Source organism: Pseudomonas sp. LB3P58 (genome assembly GCF_054897895.1).
Genome location: NZ_JBUBVE010000001.1, coordinates 6,346,074 through 6,364,217, shown reverse-complemented (window position 1 = coordinate 6,364,217; position 18,144 = coordinate 6,346,074). Strand labels below are relative to the sequence as shown.

The 18,144-nt window shown below is 58.9% G+C and carries 19 protein-coding genes and 1 tRNA gene; 14 read left to right on the top strand and 6 right to left on the bottom strand.

What is annotated here, in order from left to right; all coding sequences use genetic code 11:
- Positions 1 to 38 precede the first annotated feature (38 nt).
- The 4 genes from ACYZTZ_RS29675 to ACYZTZ_RS29660 all read right to left on the bottom strand — a co-directional run bounded on the left by ACYZTZ_RS29675 (position 39) and on the right by ACYZTZ_RS29660 (position 3,461).
- A complete protein-coding gene (locus ACYZTZ_RS29675; protein ID WP_008024930.1) occupies positions 39 to 296 on the bottom strand; it encodes a DUF2164 domain-containing protein in 258 nt (85 codons plus the stop codon).
- A complete protein-coding gene (gene hisH, locus ACYZTZ_RS29670) occupies positions 297 to 935 on the bottom strand; it encodes an imidazole glycerol phosphate synthase subunit HisH (protein WP_462000489.1) in 639 nt (212 codons plus the stop codon).
- Complete coding sequence (gene hisB, locus ACYZTZ_RS29665) at positions 935 to 1,528, bottom strand: imidazoleglycerol-phosphate dehydratase HisB (RefSeq protein WP_003218037.1); 594 nt, start codon at positions 1,526 to 1,528, stop codon at positions 935 to 937. Before hisB ends, hisH begins: the two co-directional genes overlap by 1 nt.
- A gap of 268 nt (positions 1,529 to 1,796) precedes the next feature.
- Positions 1,797 to 3,461 carry an OFA family MFS transporter gene (locus ACYZTZ_RS29660; RefSeq protein WP_462000488.1) on the bottom strand — a complete coding sequence of 555 codons (1,665 nt, stop codon included), beginning with the start codon at positions 3,459 to 3,461 and terminating at the stop codon, positions 1,797 to 1,799.
- 220 nt (positions 3,462 to 3,681) lie between these two features.
- On the opposite strand from ACYZTZ_RS29660, the gene ACYZTZ_RS29655 reads away from it, so the two are divergent.
- The 5 genes from ACYZTZ_RS29655 (at position 3,682) to ACYZTZ_RS29635 (ending at position 7,902) form a co-directional block, all read left to right on the top strand.
- On the top strand, positions 3,682 to 4,086 hold the full coding sequence (locus tag ACYZTZ_RS29655; protein ID WP_462000487.1) for an acetyl-CoA sensor PanZ family protein: 405 nt from the start codon (positions 3,682 to 3,684) through the stop codon (positions 4,084 to 4,086).
- Between the two features lie 78 nt (positions 4,087 to 4,164).
- Entirely contained in the window at positions 4,165 to 6,390 is a 2,226-nt protein-coding gene (locus ACYZTZ_RS29650; protein WP_462000486.1) for an AsmA family protein, read from the top strand.
- Complete coding sequence (gene mutY, locus ACYZTZ_RS29645; RefSeq protein ID WP_046045553.1) at positions 6,387 to 7,454, top strand: A/G-specific adenine glycosylase; 1,068 nt, start codon at positions 6,387 to 6,389, stop codon at positions 7,452 to 7,454. The genes ACYZTZ_RS29650 and mutY overlap by 4 nt, the downstream gene beginning before the upstream one ends.
- A complete protein-coding gene (locus ACYZTZ_RS29640; protein WP_008149405.1) occupies positions 7,451 to 7,723 on the top strand; it encodes an oxidative damage protection protein in 273 nt (90 codons plus the stop codon). Before mutY ends, ACYZTZ_RS29640 begins: the two co-directional genes overlap by 4 nt.
- 103 nt (positions 7,724 to 7,826) lie before the next feature.
- A tRNA-Phe gene (locus ACYZTZ_RS29635) sits at positions 7,827 to 7,902 on the top strand.
- Between the two features lie 78 nt (positions 7,903 to 7,980).
- Here ACYZTZ_RS29635 and ACYZTZ_RS29630 read toward each other — a convergent pair.
- The gene (locus tag ACYZTZ_RS29630; protein ID WP_462000485.1) at positions 7,981 to 8,430 is read right to left on the bottom strand and encodes a carboxypeptidase regulatory-like domain-containing protein; all 450 of its coding nucleotides are present in this window, start codon (positions 8,428 to 8,430) and stop codon (positions 7,981 to 7,983) included.
- 262 nt (positions 8,431 to 8,692) lie between these two features.
- Here ACYZTZ_RS29630 and ACYZTZ_RS29625 point away from each other — a divergent pair, with 262 nt between their 5' ends.
- From ACYZTZ_RS29625 to ACYZTZ_RS29610, 4 genes are all read left to right on the top strand, one after another.
- Positions 8,693 to 9,751: a PDDEXK nuclease domain-containing protein gene (locus ACYZTZ_RS29625; RefSeq protein ID WP_462000728.1), complete on the top strand. Its 1,059-nt coding sequence runs from the start codon at positions 8,693 to 8,695 to the stop codon at positions 9,749 to 9,751.
- Between the two features lie 69 nt (positions 9,752 to 9,820).
- Positions 9,821 to 10,795, top strand: a complete 975-nt coding sequence (locus ACYZTZ_RS29620) for an alpha/beta hydrolase family protein (RefSeq protein ID WP_462000484.1) — start codon at positions 9,821 to 9,823, stop codon at positions 10,793 to 10,795.
- A gap of 36 nt (positions 10,796 to 10,831) precedes the next feature.
- Positions 10,832 to 11,248 (top strand): hypothetical protein, encoded by a 417-nt coding sequence (locus ACYZTZ_RS29615; protein WP_150656786.1) that lies wholly within the window; start codon positions 10,832 to 10,834, stop codon positions 11,246 to 11,248.
- A gap of 5 nt (positions 11,249 to 11,253) precedes the next feature.
- Complete coding sequence (locus ACYZTZ_RS29610; protein ID WP_462000483.1) at positions 11,254 to 11,706, top strand: hypothetical protein; 453 nt, start codon at positions 11,254 to 11,256, stop codon at positions 11,704 to 11,706.
- Positions 11,707 to 11,778: 72 nt separating this feature from the next.
- Here ACYZTZ_RS29610 and gabP read toward each other — a convergent pair whose 3' ends face one another.
- Entirely contained in the window at positions 11,779 to 13,170 is a 1,392-nt protein-coding gene (gene gabP / locus ACYZTZ_RS29605) for a GABA permease (protein WP_282481138.1), read from the bottom strand.
- 563 nt (positions 13,171 to 13,733) lie between these two features.
- On the opposite strand from gabP, the gene ACYZTZ_RS29600 reads away from it, so the two are divergent.
- The 5 genes from ACYZTZ_RS29600 (at position 13,734) to ACYZTZ_RS29580 (ending at position 17,937) form a co-directional block, all read left to right on the top strand.
- Positions 13,734 to 14,507: an ABC transporter ATP-binding protein gene (locus ACYZTZ_RS29600; RefSeq protein WP_007897462.1), complete on the top strand. Its 774-nt coding sequence runs from the start codon at positions 13,734 to 13,736 to the stop codon at positions 14,505 to 14,507.
- 13 nt (positions 14,508 to 14,520) lie between these two features.
- Positions 14,521 to 15,267: an ABC transporter substrate-binding protein gene (locus tag ACYZTZ_RS29595; RefSeq protein ID WP_046045545.1), complete on the top strand. Its 747-nt coding sequence runs from the start codon at positions 14,521 to 14,523 to the stop codon at positions 15,265 to 15,267.
- A gap of 78 nt (positions 15,268 to 15,345) precedes the next feature.
- Positions 15,346 to 16,041: an ABC transporter permease gene (locus ACYZTZ_RS29590; protein ID WP_415772764.1), complete on the top strand. Its 696-nt coding sequence runs from the start codon at positions 15,346 to 15,348 to the stop codon at positions 16,039 to 16,041.
- Positions 16,038 to 16,727, top strand: a complete 690-nt coding sequence (locus tag ACYZTZ_RS29585; RefSeq protein WP_046045543.1) for an ABC transporter permease — start codon at positions 16,038 to 16,040, stop codon at positions 16,725 to 16,727. Before ACYZTZ_RS29590 ends, ACYZTZ_RS29585 begins: the two co-directional genes overlap by 4 nt.
- Entirely contained in the window at positions 16,708 to 17,937 is a 1,230-nt protein-coding gene (locus ACYZTZ_RS29580; protein ID WP_462000482.1) for a methyltransferase, read from the top strand. The genes ACYZTZ_RS29585 and ACYZTZ_RS29580 overlap by 20 nt, the downstream gene beginning before the upstream one ends.
- Positions 17,938 to 18,144 lie beyond the last annotated feature (207 nt).

Below are 18,144 nucleotides of genomic sequence, written 5' to 3'. Positions count from 1 at the left end.
CAAACCTTCAAATTCGATTGTTCAGCTTCGCTCGAAAATCAGTTTTTCTCGAGCGCCCACAAGTCGCTTTCGATGCTTTCGAACCTCTCTTTGAGGTGCGTCTGCACATCGAAAATCGCCCTGTTGTAATAGTGCGGCGCAATTTCACGGGTAAACAGCTCAAGGATTTCAGCCGCTTCGAACGAACCCAGGTCCAGTTCGAAGCGATCTTCCATAAAGCGTTTGATCTTGTGATTGGCCTCGTTCTCCTGTTCGGGAGTGAGGGTCAGGATCGGCGGCTTCTTCTTGACGGCCATTTACCAGCGACCATCCCACGCGGCGAAGTTCTGCAGCAATTGCAGGCCATGGGTATGGCTCTTCTCCGGGTGGAACTGCACGGCGAAACGCGAGCCATCGGCCAGCGCCGCAGCGAAATCGACACCGTAGTGACCGCCACCCACCACTTGCCGCGGGTTACCGGCAGCGATGTAGTAGCTGTGCACGAAGTAGAAACGCGCCAGGTCCGGAATGTCGTGCCACAGCGGGTGACTCACCTTCTGCTGCACTTCGTTCCAGCCCATGTGCGGGACTTTCAAGTGTTCGCCGTCTTCGTGCAGGTCTTTGCCGAAGAACTTCACCGCGCCCGGGAACAGGCCGATGCAGTCAACGCCGTCGTTCTCTTCGCTGGTGTCGAGCAAGGCTTGCATGCCGACGCAAATGCCGAGGAACGGGCGGTCCTGGCTGACTTCGCGCACCAGCGAATCGAAGCCCAGGCGACGGATCTCCGCCATGCAGTCGCGAATCGCGCCGACGCCGGGGAAAACCACCCGGTCGGCTTCGCGAATCACATCGGCATCGCTGGTGATCAAGACCTTGCCGGCACCGACGTGCTCGAGGGCCTTGGCCACCGAGTGCAGGTTGCCCATGCCGTAATCGATAACCGCGACCGTCTGCATTACAGAACGCCTTTGGTCGATGGCATCTGACCGGCCATGCGGTCATCCAGCTCTACCGCCATGCGCAGCGCGCGGCCGAAAGCCTTGAATACGGTTTCGATCTGGTGGTGAGTGTTGGTGCCGCGCAGGTTGTCGATGTGCAGGCTGACGAGCGCGTGGTTGACGAAGCCCTGGAAGAATTCCTGGAACAGGTCAACGTCGAAGCCGCCAACGGTGGCACGGGTGTAGGGAACGTGCATCTGCAGGCCAGGGCGGCCGGAGAAGTCGATCACCACGCGCGACAGCGCTTCATCGAGCGGCACGTAGGCGTGGCCGTAGCGACGGATGCCTTTCTTGTCGCCGATGGCTTTGGCGAAGGCCTGACCCAGGGTGATACCGACGTCTTCCACCGTGTGGTGGTCGTCGATATGCAGGTCGCCCTTGCTGACAATATCCAGGTCGATCAGCCCGTGACGGGCGATCTGGTCCAGCATGTGCTCAAGAAAAGGAACACCGATATCAAATCGGGCCTTTCCGGTGCCATCCAGGTTGATCGAGGCTTTGATCTGGGTTTCCAGAGTGTCGCGCTCGACTGACGCCTTACGTTCGGCCATCACCAGCTCCGCAAAATCATTGGGCGAAAAAGGCAACCATTATAGGGGCGCGGGCGCCAAACAGAAACACGGGAGGTGATATCACTGACGGAGTGAATCCCGTGTTGTCGGGGATAGACATGTCCATACAAGCCATTTGTACACACCACAAAACAAATGTGGGAGCGAGCTTGCTCGCGATGAGGCCATCACATTCAACATCTCTGTCGACTGTCAGACCGCTATCGCGAGCAGGCTCGCTCCCACAGGGGTGATGCGTTTACTTAACTTAGTGGAACAGGACAGCCGTCTTCTGCAGGGTCACCCAAACACCCCACGCCAACGGAATACCCACCACCAGCCACGCAGCCACTGCCAAAGGCTTGGTGCCCGCATCCGCTTTCCACTCCAATACGGTGCTGCTGTCAGCACCCTTGTCGTGGCCCAGCGCCTGTTCGGCAGCCAGTTCAGCATCGGTCATGAAGTACTTGTCAGCCACCGGACGCACCAGCAGGTTGCAGATGAAACCCAGCACCAGCAGGCCCGCGAGGATGTACAGGGTGATGTCGTAAGCCGCGGCGCGTTCAACGCCGATGCTCAGCTGATACTCACGCAGGTAGTTCACCAACACCGGACCCAACACGCCCGCCGCCGCCCACGCCGTCAGCAGACGACCGTGGATCGCGCCGACCATTTGTGTACCAAACAGATCCGCCAGGTAAGCCGGCACCGTCGCAAAACCACCGCCGTACATCGACAGGATGATGCAGAAGGCCGCTACGAACAGCGCAACGTTGCCCAGGTGACCGAGGTTCGGGATCAACGCGTACAGCGCAAAACCGAGCGCGAAGAACACGAAATAAGTGTTTTTGCGGCCCAGGTAGTCCGAGAACGAGGCCCAGAAGAACCGGCCACCGATGTTGAACAGACTCAGCAAACCGGTGAAACCGGCAGCAATCGCAGCGATCGAGGCCAGTTGCCCAGCGTCCAGTTGACCGAATGGCAGGTCCACACCGATCAATTTGCCGCCGAATACTTCCTGCAACAGCGGCGAAGCCATGCCGAGGATGCCGATACCCGCCGAAACGTTCAGGCACAGCACCAGCCACACCAGACGGAATTGCGGGGTTTTCCACGCCACGTTCACGTGGACGTGACGGTGGGTGATCATCGCGTTGGAAGCTTTCTTCGCCGGAGCGGTCCAGCCTTCAGGCTTCCAGCCGGTTGGCGGAACGCGGTAGGACAGTGCGCCACCGATCATGAACACGAAGTAGATCGCGGCCATCACCAGGAAGCTCTGCCATACGCCGACGCTGGTTGGCGAAGCGAAGTGGCCCATCAAGGCTGCGGCCAGCGGAGCACCGACCATCGCGCCACCACCGAAACCCATGATCGCCATGCCGGTCGCCATGCCGCGCTTGTCCGGGAACCACTTGATCAGGGTCGATACCGGCGAGATGTAACCCAGGCCCAGGCCGATACCGCCAATGACCCCGGAGCCGATCCACATCAGCCATATCTGGTGGGTATAGACCCCCAGAGCTGAAATCAGCAGACCGCCACACCAGCACAGCGCCGATACAACGCCAGCCTTGCGTGGCCCGGCGTGTTCCAGCCAGCCGCCCCAAATGGCGGCCGAGCAACCGAGGAAGATGAAGAACAGGGTGTAGATCCAGCCGAGCATCGAGATCGGCCAGTCACATTGGGACGAGAAGACTTGCGAGATGAAGCTCATGTCCGGCGCGCAGGCCACTGCCTTGGTCACGCCCAGGGCTTTGGACAGTGGCAACCAGAACACCGAAAAGCCGTAGGCCATGCCGATGCACAGGTGGATGGCCAGGGCGGCCGGTGGTACCAGCCAACGGTTGAAACCGGGCTTGGCGATGATGCGTTCCTTGGACAGGAACGCGGGCTGGTCGGCTTTGAGGCCGTCCGCCGTGATGCTCGTGGTCATTGTGTATCCCCCAATTATTAGAATGGTTCGTCAGCGCTCCTCACCCCCAGCCTTTATGCGCACGCATGACTGTTTTTGAGGTGAAGCTCCATTTTGGTGCGACATCACGTCGCAGAAGGACGGACGAACCGGCAGAGGTTACCATCTGTACGTGACAGAAAAATCAAAGTGATATCACCTTTTGTATGTCATCAGTTCTCGTACCACTGAAGGAGCCCTCATGCCGATCATTGTCGAGCCGTTGAACGAAGCCACATATCAGGATCAGCAAGATCTACAGAAAATCTACCGCGATGCTCCGGACTGGCTGTTTGCCCCGTTTGCCGGAGATTTGCAGCTGATCGAAGCCTGCCTGCTGGACGGCTCGCTGATCGCTGGCCGCTTCAACGATCGGCTTTTGGGCGCGGCACGTCTGCAACGGCACTCGGATGTCTGGCATCTGTCCCAACTATGCGTACGAAAAATCACCCGTCGTCGTGGCGTGGCCGAGCGCCTGGTGAATGAAGCGCAGAAAATGGCGTCGCAAGCGGGTACGACATTGCGCTTGCTGGCGCCTGCCGGGCATCTGGAGGCGCAAGCGCTGGCGGCCAAACTGAAAATACCGCTGGATGTGTTGCCGACGTGATCGCTGACCGGTCGTCCGCTGCGGAGCGCTATACTCCCCGGCTAAATTTCGAATTCGACTAACTACAAGGACTCGCCCATGAAAGCGTTCGGCAAAATCCTGGGTCTGGTACTTCTCGGGCTGTTGCTGATCATTGTGGCGCTGGGCTTTGCCCTGACCCACCTCTTTGATCCCAACGACTATAAAGACGAGATTCGCCAGATAGCCCGCGACAAGGCCCACATCGAGCTGACGCTCAATGGCGATATCGGTTGGAGCCTGTTCCCGTGGCTGGGCCTGGAATTGCACGAAGCCAGCGTCGCGACCCTGGCCAAGCCCACCGAACCGTTCGCTGATTTGCAGATGCTCGGCCTGTCGGTTCGCGTGCTGCCGCTGCTGCGCCGTGAAGTGCAGATGAGCGATGTACGCGTCGAGGGCCTGAACCTGCGCCTGACCCGCGACAAGGACGGCCACGGCAACTGGCAAGACATCGGCAAGGTACCGGCGCCGGCCACACCGGCCACACCGCCCGCAACCACTGGCGAACCAGCGACCGAGACCACCGCCCAAGCGGAAAAACCGGCCCAGCCGATCCGCCTGGACATCGACAGCCTGACCGTCAACAACGCCCGCGTTGAATACAGCGACGAACAAACCGGCAAGCAATTCAGCGCCGAAAGCATCCAGCTGAGTACCGGGCCGGTGCATGACTCCACGAACATCCCGGTCAAACTCACCGCGTTCCTGGGCACCAACCAGCCGGTCTTGCGTGTCCGTACCGAGCTCAATGGCGAGCTGCGTTTCGAGCGCGCACTGCAGCGCTACAAGTTCGAAGACATGAAACTCTCTGGCGAAGTGGCTGGCGATCCGCTGCAAGGCAAAACCATAACCTTCGCCGCCCAGGGTCAGTTGCTGCTGGATAAAGCGGCGAACGTCGCCGAATGGACTGGCATCAAGATCTCTGCCAACCAACTGCGCGCATTGGGCGAACTGAAGGTCAACGACCTCGACAAAACGCCGCAAATCAGCGGCGGCCTGTCGATTGCCCAGTTCGACCTGGCGAAATTCGTCGACAGCATCGGCCAGAAGCTTCCGGCGATGGCTGACGGTAGCCTGAGCAAAGTCGAGTTAGTCAGCCGCCTGGCTGGCACGCCAACCAGCGTGGTGCTCGACAACATCAACCTGAAAGTCGACGACAGCACCTTCAGTGGCCGCATCGCCGTCGAGGACTTCGCCAAACAATCGCTGCGGGCGACCCTCAAGGCCGACACCTTCAACGTCGACCGTTATCTGCCACCAAAATCTGCCGAAGCCAACAGCGCCACGCAGGTGCGTCAGGCCGAAGTGGCCAGCACCGAAGCCGACGCCATGGCTGGCCCGGGCAACACCCCGCTGCCGCAAGCACCGACCAAAGACGCGTGGAGCAACGAGCGCCTGCTGCCGGTGGAACGCCTGGCCAAACTCGACGTAGACGCCGACCTCACCTTCGGTCAGTTGACCCTCGATAAATTGCCGATCCAGAACGCTGCGCTCAAAGCCACAGGCCAGGGCGGTCTGCTGACACTGGAAAGCCTTCGCGGCGACCTGTACGACGGTAACTTCGACGCCAAAGGTACGCTCGACGTGCGCCAACAAGTGCCAGCGCTGAACATGCAGTCGAGCATCAGCAAAGTACCGGTGGAAAAAATCCTCGAAAGCCAGGGTAAAAATCCACCGGTCAAAGGTCTGGTGACGCTCAACAGCAACCTGACCGGCAGCGGCAACAGCCAGAAAGCGCTGATCGAAACCCTCAACGGCAACGCCAGTTTCGTCATCAACAACGGTGTGCTGCTCAATGCCAACCTCGAACAACAGCTGTGCAAAGGCATCGCCACCCTGAACCGTAAATCCCTCAGCGGCGAGCCACGGGGCAAGGACACACCGTTCCAGGAACTCAAGGGCAACCTGACCTTCCGTAACGGAGTGGCCAGCAACCCGGACCTGAAAGTGCGCATCCCGGGCATGACCGTCAACGGCGACGGCGATGTCGATCTGCGGGTGTTGGGCATGGATTACCGCGTGGGCGTTATCGTCGAAGGCGACAAGAGCGACATGCCGGACCCGGCTTGCCAGGTCGGCGAGAAGTTCGTCGGCATCGAGTGGCCCCTGCGCTGCCGTGGCCCGCTGGAACTGGGCGCCAAGGCTTGCCGCCTCGATAACGAACGCATGGGCCAGGTCGCGAGCAAACTGGCCGGCGAACGGATCAGCGAAAAAATCGACGAGAAGCTTGGCGACAAGGTCAGCCCTGAGCTGAAAAACGCGTTGAAGGGGCTGTTCAAGCGATGAGAGCCGAGCAGTTTTCATCGGCGGTGCTGGACTGGTACGACCGCCACGGCCGCCACGATTTGCCCTGGCAACAAGGCATCACCCCGTATCGGGTGTGGGTTTCGGAAATCATGCTGCAGCAAACCCAGGTCAGCACCGTGCTGAACTACTTCGACCGCTTCATGGCCTCGTTGCCAACGGTCGAAGCTCTGGCCGCCGCGCCGGAAGACGAAGTGCTGCACCTGTGGACGGGCCTGGGTTACTACACCCGTGCGCGCAATTTGCAGAAGACCGCGAAGATCGTCGTCGAGCAGTACGGTGGCGAGTTTCCCCGCGATGTGGAAAAGCTGGTTGATCTGCCGGGTATCGGCCTGTCCACGGCAGGCGCTATCGCCAGTCTGAGCATGGGCCTGCGGGCGCCGATCCTCGACGGCAACGTCAAACGGGTGCTGGCGCGCTTTACCGCGCAGGAGGGCTATCCGGGCGAGCCAAAGGTCGCCAAACAGCTGTGGGCGAACGCTGAGCGCTTCACGCCGCATGATCGGGTCAACGCCTACACCCAGGCGATGATGGATCTGGGCGCCACGCTTTGCACCCGTAGCAAGCCGAGTTGCCTGCTCTGCCCGCTCGAAAAGGGCTGCGAAGCGCACATGCTCGGCCTGGAGACGCGCTACCCGATCCCCAAACCGCGTAAAGCCGTGCCACAGAAGCGCACGCTGATGCCGATGCTCGCCAACGGTGACGGCGCGATTCTGCTTTACCGTCGCCCTTCCACGGGCTTGTGGGGCGGTCTATGGAGCCTGCCGGAACTCGACGACCTCGACGACCTGCAACATCTGGCTTCGCAGCATTCGCTGGAGCTTGGCAGCCAACAGGCGCTGCCGAGCCTGGTACACACCTTCAGTCATTTTCAGTTGTCCATCGAACCCTGGCTGGTTCAGGTCCAGGAGGCCGGCCATCACGTGGCCGAGGCCGACTGGCTCTGGTATAACCTCGCCACCCCGCCGCGCCTGGGCCTTGCCGCCCCGGTCAAAACCTTGCTCGAACGCGCGGCCGCCGTATTGAACGCAGGAGAGTCGTCATGACCCGCACCATCATGTGCCGCAAGTACAAAGAAGAATTGCCCGCCCTGGAGCGCGCTCCATTTCCAGGCGCAAAAGGTCAGGACATTTTTGACCACGTCTCGGCCAAAGCCTGGGCAGACTGGCAAAAGCACCAGACCCTGCTGATCAACGAAAAACGCCTGAACATGATGAACGCCGAAGACCGCAAATATCTTCAGGGCGAGATGGACAAGTTCTTTTCCGGCGAGGAATACGCCAAGGCTGACGGCTACGTTCCGCCGGCTGAATAATCCCGCTTTTTCGAGGGTCGGAACGTAAGCGACGGTAATAATTAAAATTTTTTTGAAAACTTTCTTGACGACCCCCTGAAAAACCAGTTTAATGCGCCCCGTTGCCCAGATAGCTCAGTCGGTAGAGCAGGGGATTGAAAATCCCCGTGTCGGCGGTTCGATTCCGTCTCTGGGCACCAAATACCGAAAACCCTGAATCGCAAGATTCAGGGTTTTTTTATGTCTGCGATTTAGTTTATGACGTTACGCGGTCGTCGCTAGTTCTCAGTCCCCCAGTGGAAGACCAGGTTACGAGCGGCGCCGCTGCCTATCTCCGCCGTATCACGCCGCACTTCACCTTTATGCGTGGCGACAACTGTGTACTTGCCGGCAGGCAGCTGAACGTAGACCAGCGGACCCGCCTCACTCAGCGTCAGCACGGGCTGCCCTTGGGCTTTCTGGATGATTACATCCACGTCGGGAACATATTCGCTCGCAGGCCCGGTGGAGAAGGTCATGTGCAGGTTGTACCCAGTGGTTTGCTGGATGGCCTTTGACTCATCCTCGCCAACACCGCCGGACACGTAAGCGATCCCGTTTTGCTCTTGCCTCTGGACTTGCACACCTGAGCTGTCGATGGGCTCCAGGCTGGCGGCCGGTGAAATGGCTGGAAACATCAACACGCCGACTGCGGCGATGGGCAACATGAGTGAATGGACGTACTTCATGATGGCGACTCCCGGGCTCCACAGAACCCTTTCGTTACTCCTTTTAGATTTCTTGCTGAATGCTCAAGTTTTAGATTGATTAGTACTTGGGTTTACTGCGAATAGGACTACACGTTGTATTCCTCAAGCGCGGATTGCCGTCGGCGTGATCCCGCAAAACCAGTCGGACTTTCCTTCCGGTTTACCAGCCGCGCCCGGCATCGCGGGCTATCACTCTCTTGCCATCCTCTTCCGCCTGTTTCCTTCAGCTGCGGAAAATGTCATGACCTCCCTCAAACCCGGTAACACTCAAGATCCACAGATCACTTCACTGCTCGGCAATCTTGGCGAATTGATCCGCGAAGCGCGTCAGAAGGTGCTGCGAGCGGTCGATACCGTTCAGGTGCAAACCTGCTGGCAGATCGGACGGCATATCGTGGAGTTCGAGCAGGAAGGCGCTCGGCGGGCGGTTTATGGCAAGCAGTTGCTGGCATCGCTGGCGAAGGTGCTGACTGCGGAGTTCGGGAAGGGTTTTGATGAGACTAACTTGCGAAAAATGAGATTGTTTTATCAGACGTTTCCAATTCGAGACGCACTGCGTCTCGAATTGAGCTGGACCCACTACCGCAGACTGCTGAGAGTCGATAGTGACGCGGCACGCAAATGGTATATGGACGAATCTGCCAATCAAAACTGGTCAAGCCGCGCCCTGGAACGCCAGATCAGCACGCTCTATTACGAGCGCCTGCTGATGAGTCGAGACAAGCTTACCGCCATGAAAGAAGCCACTACTAACATCCATGCAATGAACGACAGCCCTCGAGAATTCATCCGGGATCCCGTGATGCTGGAATTTCTCGGCCTGCCCAACGCAGGAGTTATCCTGGAAACCGAACTTGAACAAGCACTCATCGAGCAACTTCAAGGCTTCCTGCTTGAGCTGGGCAAAGGTTTCGCTTTCGTCGCCCGCCAACAACGCATAAATACCGAAGGTAGAGACTTCTACATCGATCTGGTGTTCTACAACTACCTTCTCAAATGCTTCGTCATCTTCGATCTCAAGCGAGGCGAATTAACTCATCAGGATGTCGGGCAGATGGACATGTATGTACGCATGTATGACGACCTCAAGCGCAACGATGAGGACGGGCCGACCGTCGGCATCATCCTTTGCGCGCAAAAAAACGAGTCAGTGGTGCGCTACTCGATGTTGCAGGGCAACGAACAACTTTTCGCCAGCAAGTACAAGCTAGTGCTGCCGAGCGAGGAGGAGCTTCGTGCGGAACTGGATCGGGAGCGGGCGGCAATTGAAGAGAGACTGCTCGACCAGTTGCCCGGATAAACACCGATGGATTGTTCATACGTTGCGCGAAGACTATCGTTGGCAGCTACCCGCAAAGGTCCGACGCCGATGAATTTGCAGGACATGCCCTCACTGGCACCCACTCAAACCGAGTTGCCACCGCGAACATCTACGGCAGGCGAACCGTTCAAGGAACCCGCCGCCGACGGTTTCATCCTTGGTGGCTTCACCTGGCGGCATGCGAATCAAGACTCGACCCGTCCCGTGGTGATCATCAACGCCGCCACCTCAGTCCGCTGTCGCCACTACTCACGCTTTGCCGATTACCTGTACGCCAACGGCTTCGACGTGATCACTTACGACTACCGTGGCATCGGTGAATCGCGACCCGCGTCGCTGAAAGGGCTTCGGGCTTCATGGTCAGATTGGGGCGCGCTGGATTTTGAGGCGATGCTCAAGCGCGCTCAGCGTGAATTCCCCGGGCACCCCATCGATGTTGTAGGCCACAGCTTTGGAGGCTGTGCAGCGGGTCTGGGAGCCTCCGGGCATATGATTCGACGTCTGGTGACCGTTGGTGCGCAATTCGCTTACTGGCGCGATTACGCGCCCGCCCATCGCTGGCGGATGTTCGGCAAGTGGCATCTGGTGATGCCGTTGATGACATTGCTGTGCGGCTACTTCCCCGGCAAACGTCTCGGCTGGCTAGAGGACACCCCCGCCGGCGTGGTTCGCGACTGGAGCATGCCCACCGCGCACTACGAGAAACGCCCCAGCGGTCGCGTCCTTCACGCAAAATCCGGGCGACTGCCCTTCTCATCCGTCACCGCACAAAACCTGGCCATCAGCATCAGCGACGATCCTTACGGCACGATTCCAGCTATCGAACGCCTGCTCAGTTACTTCACCGGAGCAACGAACAGCCACCTGCGAATCGCTCCCGAAGACATCGGCGAACAAGAAGTCGGACATTTCGCCTTTTTTCGTAGCGCATACCAAGCCACACTATGGCCCATTGCACTGTCCTGGCTGCAGACCGGCAAACTGGCCCCCGACACACCCGGGCGGCTAGTGCCACGCAGCTGATTGACTGCCCACTCAACGAAATACGGAACGACGCCCATGGCATCCGCCAACAAGCAGAACAAACGCGCCACACGCGCCAAAGCCAAGGCCAAGCAGAACCGCACCCAACGGGCTGCCGCGCCGGTCGAGCTGGACCCGAACGATGACCGTATCGACTTCGAATCGGTGGACCTGACCGAGCTGTTCAAGAAAATGATCGACGCTGAAAAAACCAGTCAGCAAGCCATGTGCGCAGCCTTCCTCGAAGACCCGCTGCTGGAGCTGGTGTACGAGCAGGAAGGCGAAGAAGGCGCGACAGACTTCATCCTCGCGGCGTTGATCGAGTATCGCCAATGGTCCACCGAAGTCGACGAAGCCGGCGCATTGGCGTGGATCGAATCCCCGGCCTTCCAGGCTGACTACGTGGCGGCGTCCGACGCCATCGCGGCCCAAACACAACCGAAAGCGAACTGAATTTAATGGCCTCCCTGAACAAGCAACAGAAACGCGCCAAACGCGCCAAGATCAAAGCCAAGCAAATCAACATCCACGGCAGAAAACCCGCCGCACTGGACGATGATATGGGGGAAATCGGCGAGCCGATCCCGGAATACACCCTGGCAATGTTCAGCAAAATGCGTGACGCGGAAAGCACCAGCCGCAACGACATGCTGCTGACCCTACTGTCGAACCTCGCCGGAATCATCAGCGACCATCCAGAACTGCTGGACATGGAAAACGCCGACAACGAAGCCATGGCCGCCACTCACCTGGCCGCCGACATGCTGATCGATTACCGCATGTGGGCCGACGGTATGGACCGCGACACCGCCCAGGCCTGGCTGACAGATCCGCAGTTCATCACTGACTTCGGCACGGCGCTCGACAGCTATCGCGAGTCGCTGGACGCGCAGGAAGAAAAGGCTGAGTAAACACTCGCCTCAGAAACAAAAACGGCCGCTTGTCATCACTGACAGCGGCCGTTTTGCGTTATGCGGTACGAATCAGTTCAGCACCACCGCACCCATCTTCTGCAGCTTGCGACGACGAGCCACAAACAAACCGGCAGCCACCACCAGCAAACTCAGCAGACCGGTCGCGAGGATCTCCACGCGATGCGCTTCCTGGAACAGCATGATCGTCAGGGCCGCAACGATGAATATGATCACCGCGTAGGTCAGGGCCGGGAACAGCCACATGCTGAAAGCGATTTTCTCGCCACGTGCCATGCGCTGCTTGCGCATACGCAATTGCGAGATGGCGATCACCAGATACACCAACAGCGCGATAGCGCCGGAGCTGGCCAGCAGGAATTCGAACACGGCGGCCGGGGCCACGTAGTTGGCGAAAACCGCGACGAACGCAGCGCCGGTGGACAACATAACGGCCCAGTACGGCGTGCCGCTCTTGTTGGTGCGCTGGGAAACGGCCGGTGCATCACCGCGCTTGCCCAGGGAGAACATCATGCGTGAGGCGGTGTACAGCGCCGAGTTCAGGCAGCTGGTCACAGCAACCAGCACCACGATGTCGACGATCAGCTTGGCATTCGGGATGCCCATGCGCTCAAGCACAGTCTGGTAAGAACCAACGCTGGCCAGGATCGGGTCATTCCAAGGCACCAGGGCCACAACGATGAAGATCGATACGAGGTAGAACAAGCCAATCCGCCAGATCACCGAGTTGGTGGCCTTCGAGATTTGCTGGCCAGGGTTCTTCGATTCCGCGGCCGCAATGGTCACGATCTCGGTGCCCATGAAGGAAAACATGGTGGTCAGGATCGCGCCCAACACTGCGCCCATGCCGTTTGGCAGGAAGCCTTGAGTGTCGAACAGATGCGAAACGCCGCTGACTTGGCTGTTCGGCAGGAAGCCGAAGATCGCCAGAATGCCAAGACCGATGAAACCGATGATCGCCACGACTTTGACCAGGGCGAACCAGAATTCGAATTCACCGTAGTTCTTCACACTGAACAGGTTGGTGACCGTCAGCAGCAAGGTGATGATCAACGTGAAGGCCCAGATGGCCACGTTGGGGAACCAGGCATGCAGGATTGTCGCGGCGGCGTTGGCTTCCAGCGGGATGACCAGCACCCAGAACCACCAGTACAACCAGCCGATGGTAAAACCGGCCCAGTGACCGATCGCACGATCGGCATACGTCGAGAAGGAGCCTGTGTCCGGCGAAGCTACGGCCATTTCGCCGAGCATGCGCATCACCAGTACCACCAGCATACCGGCGGCGGCGTAGGCCAACAGCACGGCTGGGCCTGCGGCGGCGATGGCGTGACCCGAGCCGACGAACAAGCCGGCGCCGATTACCCCGGCAATCGACAGCATGGTCACATGACGCGGTTTGAGCCCCTGTTCGAGGCCATTGGAGCTTGGGGTACTGCTCATTGAAACTACCTTTGTAAGGAAAAGCGATTACGTCCACCCGGTGTGGCGTTCCTTCTCGTAAAAAGAAACCAACGGGGCGTTCCGTATTCTGCACGCAATAATTGCGCCAAAATGTTACAGAACGCCCAAGCATGGGGCTCTCCGCCGGACCGGGCAGTCATCGCAAGTCATTGAGATTAATGGCAATTCGCCAGAACGTTACCCTGCGACCCACTTTAAGAACGAAGCGGCGCACCAGAAACACCCCCAAAAATATAGCGACGCACAATAAAAGTGCGGATCAGGAACGTTTGGCCGGTTAGCGCTTCCAACACCCCGCCAAAGCTGGCAACATCGCGCCCTTTTTTACGGGACCCGCGGCTGTTTTGTATTTAAAAGCAGGTTCAAACGGCTGTTCGGTTGATAGCAGCGCGACAGTCTGCTGTACCGATGCGACAACCTGCCACAGGCCACCCGTTTACCGCCCGTAGCGCTGTTGGCTGCCATTCAGACGCTATGCTAGCTTGGCCGCCTCGCCAGGAAGGCCGCCAACAGCAGGAGCGAAATACTTATGAGGAACGCACATGGCTGAGGCCACGCCCGCGCTTGAAATCCGCAACTTGCACAAACGCTACGGACAGCTTGAGGTGCTCAAAGGCATCTCGCTGACCGCCCGCGACGGCGACGTGATCTCGATCCTGGGTTCTTCCGGTTCCGGCAAGTCCACCTTCCTTCGTTGCATCAACCTGTTGGAAAACCCGCATCAGGGCCAGATCCTGGTGGCCGGCGAAGAACTCAAGCTCAAAGCTGCCAAGAACGGCGAACTGGTCGCAGCCGATGGAAAGCAGATCAATCGCCTGCGCAGCGAGATCGGTTTTGTATTTCAAAACTTTAATCTCTGGCCGCACATGAGCGTGCTCGACAACATCATCGAAGCCCCGCGTCGGGTGCTCGGCCAGAGCAAAGCCGAAGCCATCGAAGTCGCCGAAGCCTTGCTGGCCAAGGTCGGCATCGCTGACAAACGCCATGCCTACCCAGCGCAACTCTCCGGCGGCCAGCAACAACGCGCGGCCATTGCCCGCACGCTGGCAATGCAGCCCAAGGTGATCCTGTTCGACGAGCCGACCTCCGCCCTTGACCCGGAAATGGTCCAGGAAGTACTTAATGTCATCCGCGCATTGGCCGAAGAAGGCCGCACCATGCTGCTGGTCACCCATGAAATGGGCTTCGCCCGTCAGGTCTCCAGCGAGGTGGTGTTCCTCCACCAGGGCCTGGTAGAAGAGCAAGGATCGCCACAGCAGGTGTTCGAAAACCCGCTTTCGGCGCGCTGCAAACAATTCATGTCCAGCAACCGCTAACGGAGCTACCCGCATGCAGAACTACAAAAAAATCTTCCTGGCTGCTGCCGTCACCCTGGCCTTCAGCGCCGGTGCCGCCGCCGAGACCTTGAAGATGGGCATCGAAGCGGCCTACCCGCCGTTCAACAACAAAGATGCCAGTGGCAATGTCGTCGGCTTCGACAAAGAAATCGGCGACGCCCTGTGCGCCAAGATGAAAGTCGAATGCACCGTGGTTACGTCCGACTGGGACGGCATCATTCCGGCCCTGAACGCCAAGAAATTCGACTTCCTGATCTCCTCGATGTCGATCACCGACGAGCGCAAGCAAGCGGTGGACTTCACCGACCCGTACTACTCCAACAAGCTGCAATTCATCGCGCCGAAAAACGTCGACTTCAAAACCGACAAGGCTTCCCTGCAAGGCAAAGTGATCGGTGCACAACGTGCGACCCTCGCTGGCACCTGGCTGGAAGACAACATGGAAGGCGTTGAAGTCAAACTCTACGACACCCAGGAAAACGCCTACCTCGACCTGACCTCCGGTCGTCTGGACGGCATCCTCGCGGACAAATACGTCAACTACGAGTGGCTGAAAAGCGACGCCGGCCGTTCTTATGAGTTCAAAGGCGACCCGGTGGAAGAAAGCGACAAGATCGGTATCGCTGTACGTAAAGGCGATGAGATTCGTACGAAGCTGAACACCGCACTGAAAGAAATCGTCGCTGATGGCACCTACAAAAAGATCAACGACAAGTACTTCCCGTTCAGCATCTATTGATTCTGACCTGCCGGGCCGGCGCCGTTATTTGACGGCGCCAGTCCCTGGCATTGCCTGCCGCGATTTGAAAAGAAATCCATGACTATCGATCTCTACGGATTCGGCCCGGCGCTCGCCGCTGGCGCGCTGATGACTGTGAAACTGGCACTCTCGGCCTTGTGCCTGGGGCTGGTGCTCGGTCTGCTCGGCGCCTTGGCCAAGACTTCCCCGTACAAGCCACTGCAATGGCTTGGCGGCACTTATTCAACACTGGTTCGCGGCATCCCTGAATTGCTCTGGGTGCTGTTGATCTACTTCGGCACGGTCAACTTGATGCGTGCCTTGGGCGAGTTCTTCGGCAACCCCGACCTCGAACTCAATGCCTTCGCCGCCGGCGTGATTGCGCTGGGGCTGTGCTTCGGCGCCTACGCCACGGAAGTGTTTCGTGGTGCGATTCTGGCGATTCCAAAGGGTCACCGCGAAGCGGGTGTGGCGTTGGGCCTGTCGAAATTCCGTATCTTCACCAAACTGATCATGCCGCAGATGTGGCGAATCGCCCTGCCCGGCCTGGGCAACCTGTTCATGATCCTGATGAAAGACACTGCGCTGGTATCGGTCATCGGCCTGGAAGAAATCATGCGTCACGCGCAAATCGGCGTGACCATATCCAAGCAACCGTTCACCTTTTATATGGTGGCCGCGTTCATGTACCTGGGCCTGACGGTTCTCGCCATGACCGGCATGCACTTCATGGAAAAACGCGCCGCTCGCGGCTTCGCGAGGAGCACCCAATGAACTGGGAAGTCATCATCAAGTGGCTGCCGAAACTGGCTCAAGGTGCGACGCTGACCCTGGAACTGGTGGCCATCGCCGTGATTGCTGGGTTGCTATTGGCGATTCCGCTGGGCATCGCTCGCTCGTCACGACTCTGGTACGTGCGGGCATTCCCCTACGGCTACATCTTCTTTTTCCGTGGCACGCCGTTGCTGGTTCAGCTGTTCCTGGTCTACTACGGCCTGGCGCAGTTCGACGCGGTCCGTAACAGCTCGATGTGGCCGTACCTGCGCGATCCGTTCTGGTGCGCCACCGCGACCATGACGTTGCACACGGCGGCCTACATCGCCGAGATCCTGCGCGGCGCGATCCAGGCGATTCCGCCCGGCGAAATCGAAGCGGCGCGCGCCCTGGGCATGTCCCGGGCCAAAGCGCTGGTCTACATCATCCTGCCCCGAGCGGCGCGCATCGGTCTGCCGGCCTACAGCAACGAAGTGATCCTGATGCTCAAGGCCAGCGCCCTGGCCAGCACCGTGACCCTGCTGGAACTGACCGGCATGGCCCGCACCATCATTGCCCGGACCTACCTGCCGGTGGAGATCTTCTTCGCCGCGGGCATGTTCTATCTGTTGATGGCTTACGTGCTGGTTCGCGGCTTCAAGCTGCTGGAGCGCTGGCTGCGCGTCGATGCCTGCCAAGGGCGTTGATGCCTGCGTGCTGACGGGCGAGGCGTTACTCGCCCGTTTCGCGGCGCTGGATGCTTTTCTGATTGAGCACCAGGCGCTGTGGAAGCCTCGGCCGTTTACTCATCTGCAGCTTCCCTGGGAAGCGTCCTACCCGGAATTGGCGCGCTGGCTACGGGGTCAGTCGCTGGAAGATGCAGAAAACAGTCATAACCAACCTTGTTTGCTGGATGCGCCGGAACCTTTTGCTTCGCTGGCGGCGCTGTCGCTTGAGCTGAGCGCAGTGGGTGAACTGCCGGCGCATGCACTGGAAGCGGCCGGGCATCGATTGAATGTCGATGTGCCGGGGCGCAAGTGGCAGCAGATTGAGGCGTTTGCCAGCTGCTTGTCGTTTGCTGCACCACCGAAGCATTGGCTGGACTGGTGTTCTGGCAAGGGCCACTTGGGGCGACGGCTGCTGCAAACCGGTCAGCAGCTCACTTGCCTTGAATACGATCCCGCGCTGGTCGCCAGCGGTCAGGCACTCAGCCAGCGTCATCAATTGCATGCGCTGCATGTCGAGCAAGATGTACTCGCTGCGGATACCGCGTTTTTCCTGAATGCTGACCACACGCCGGTAGCGCTGCATGCCTGCGGTGATCTGCATGTGCGGCTGATCCAGCTCGTCAGTGCGTCTGGTTGCAAGCAACTGGCCATCGCGCCTTGCTGCTACAACCGGATCAGTCTGAGCGAGTATCAGCCGCTTTCCTCGTCGGCCAAGCGCTCCGACCTACAGCTATCCCTCGAAGATCTTTCGCTACCGATGAGCGAAACCGTCACCGCTGGCGCTCGCGTCCGACGTCAGCGTGACACCTCCATGGCCCGACGCCTGGGTTTCGACCTGCTGCAACGACAACTGCGCGGCGTTGACGAATACCTGCCCACCCCTTCGCTGCCCAGTGCCTGGCTGGATAAACCGTTCGCCGATTACTGCCATCATTTGGCCGCGCTCAAGGAGTTATCCACAATCGGCCCGCAGGATTGGTCAGCACTCGAAGCCGCCGGTTGGCAGCGATTGGCCGAAGTGCGCAATCTGGAGCTGTTGCGCGGTCTTTTCCGACGCCCGTTGGAGCTTTGGCTGGTACTCGATCGGGCACTTTTCCTCTTCGAGCAGGGTTATGCCATTCGCCTCGGCACCTTCTGCGAAACCCCGCTCACACCGCGTAACTTTCTACTCTTGGCCGAACGCCCTTAAATACGCCCAGCCTGTGGATAACTCTGTTGATGGAATTATCATGGATCCAATAAACACGCCTGTTTCGGGGTTGAAACACCACTGTTCATTTTTCGTACACATGAATAAAAAACCGGAAAAACAGACATTTGCGAGCAAATTGAGAACCGATCCACAATTGCGCTCTTGACTGTAGGTGCCACAGGTCTGCGTTGTGCATAAGCGTTA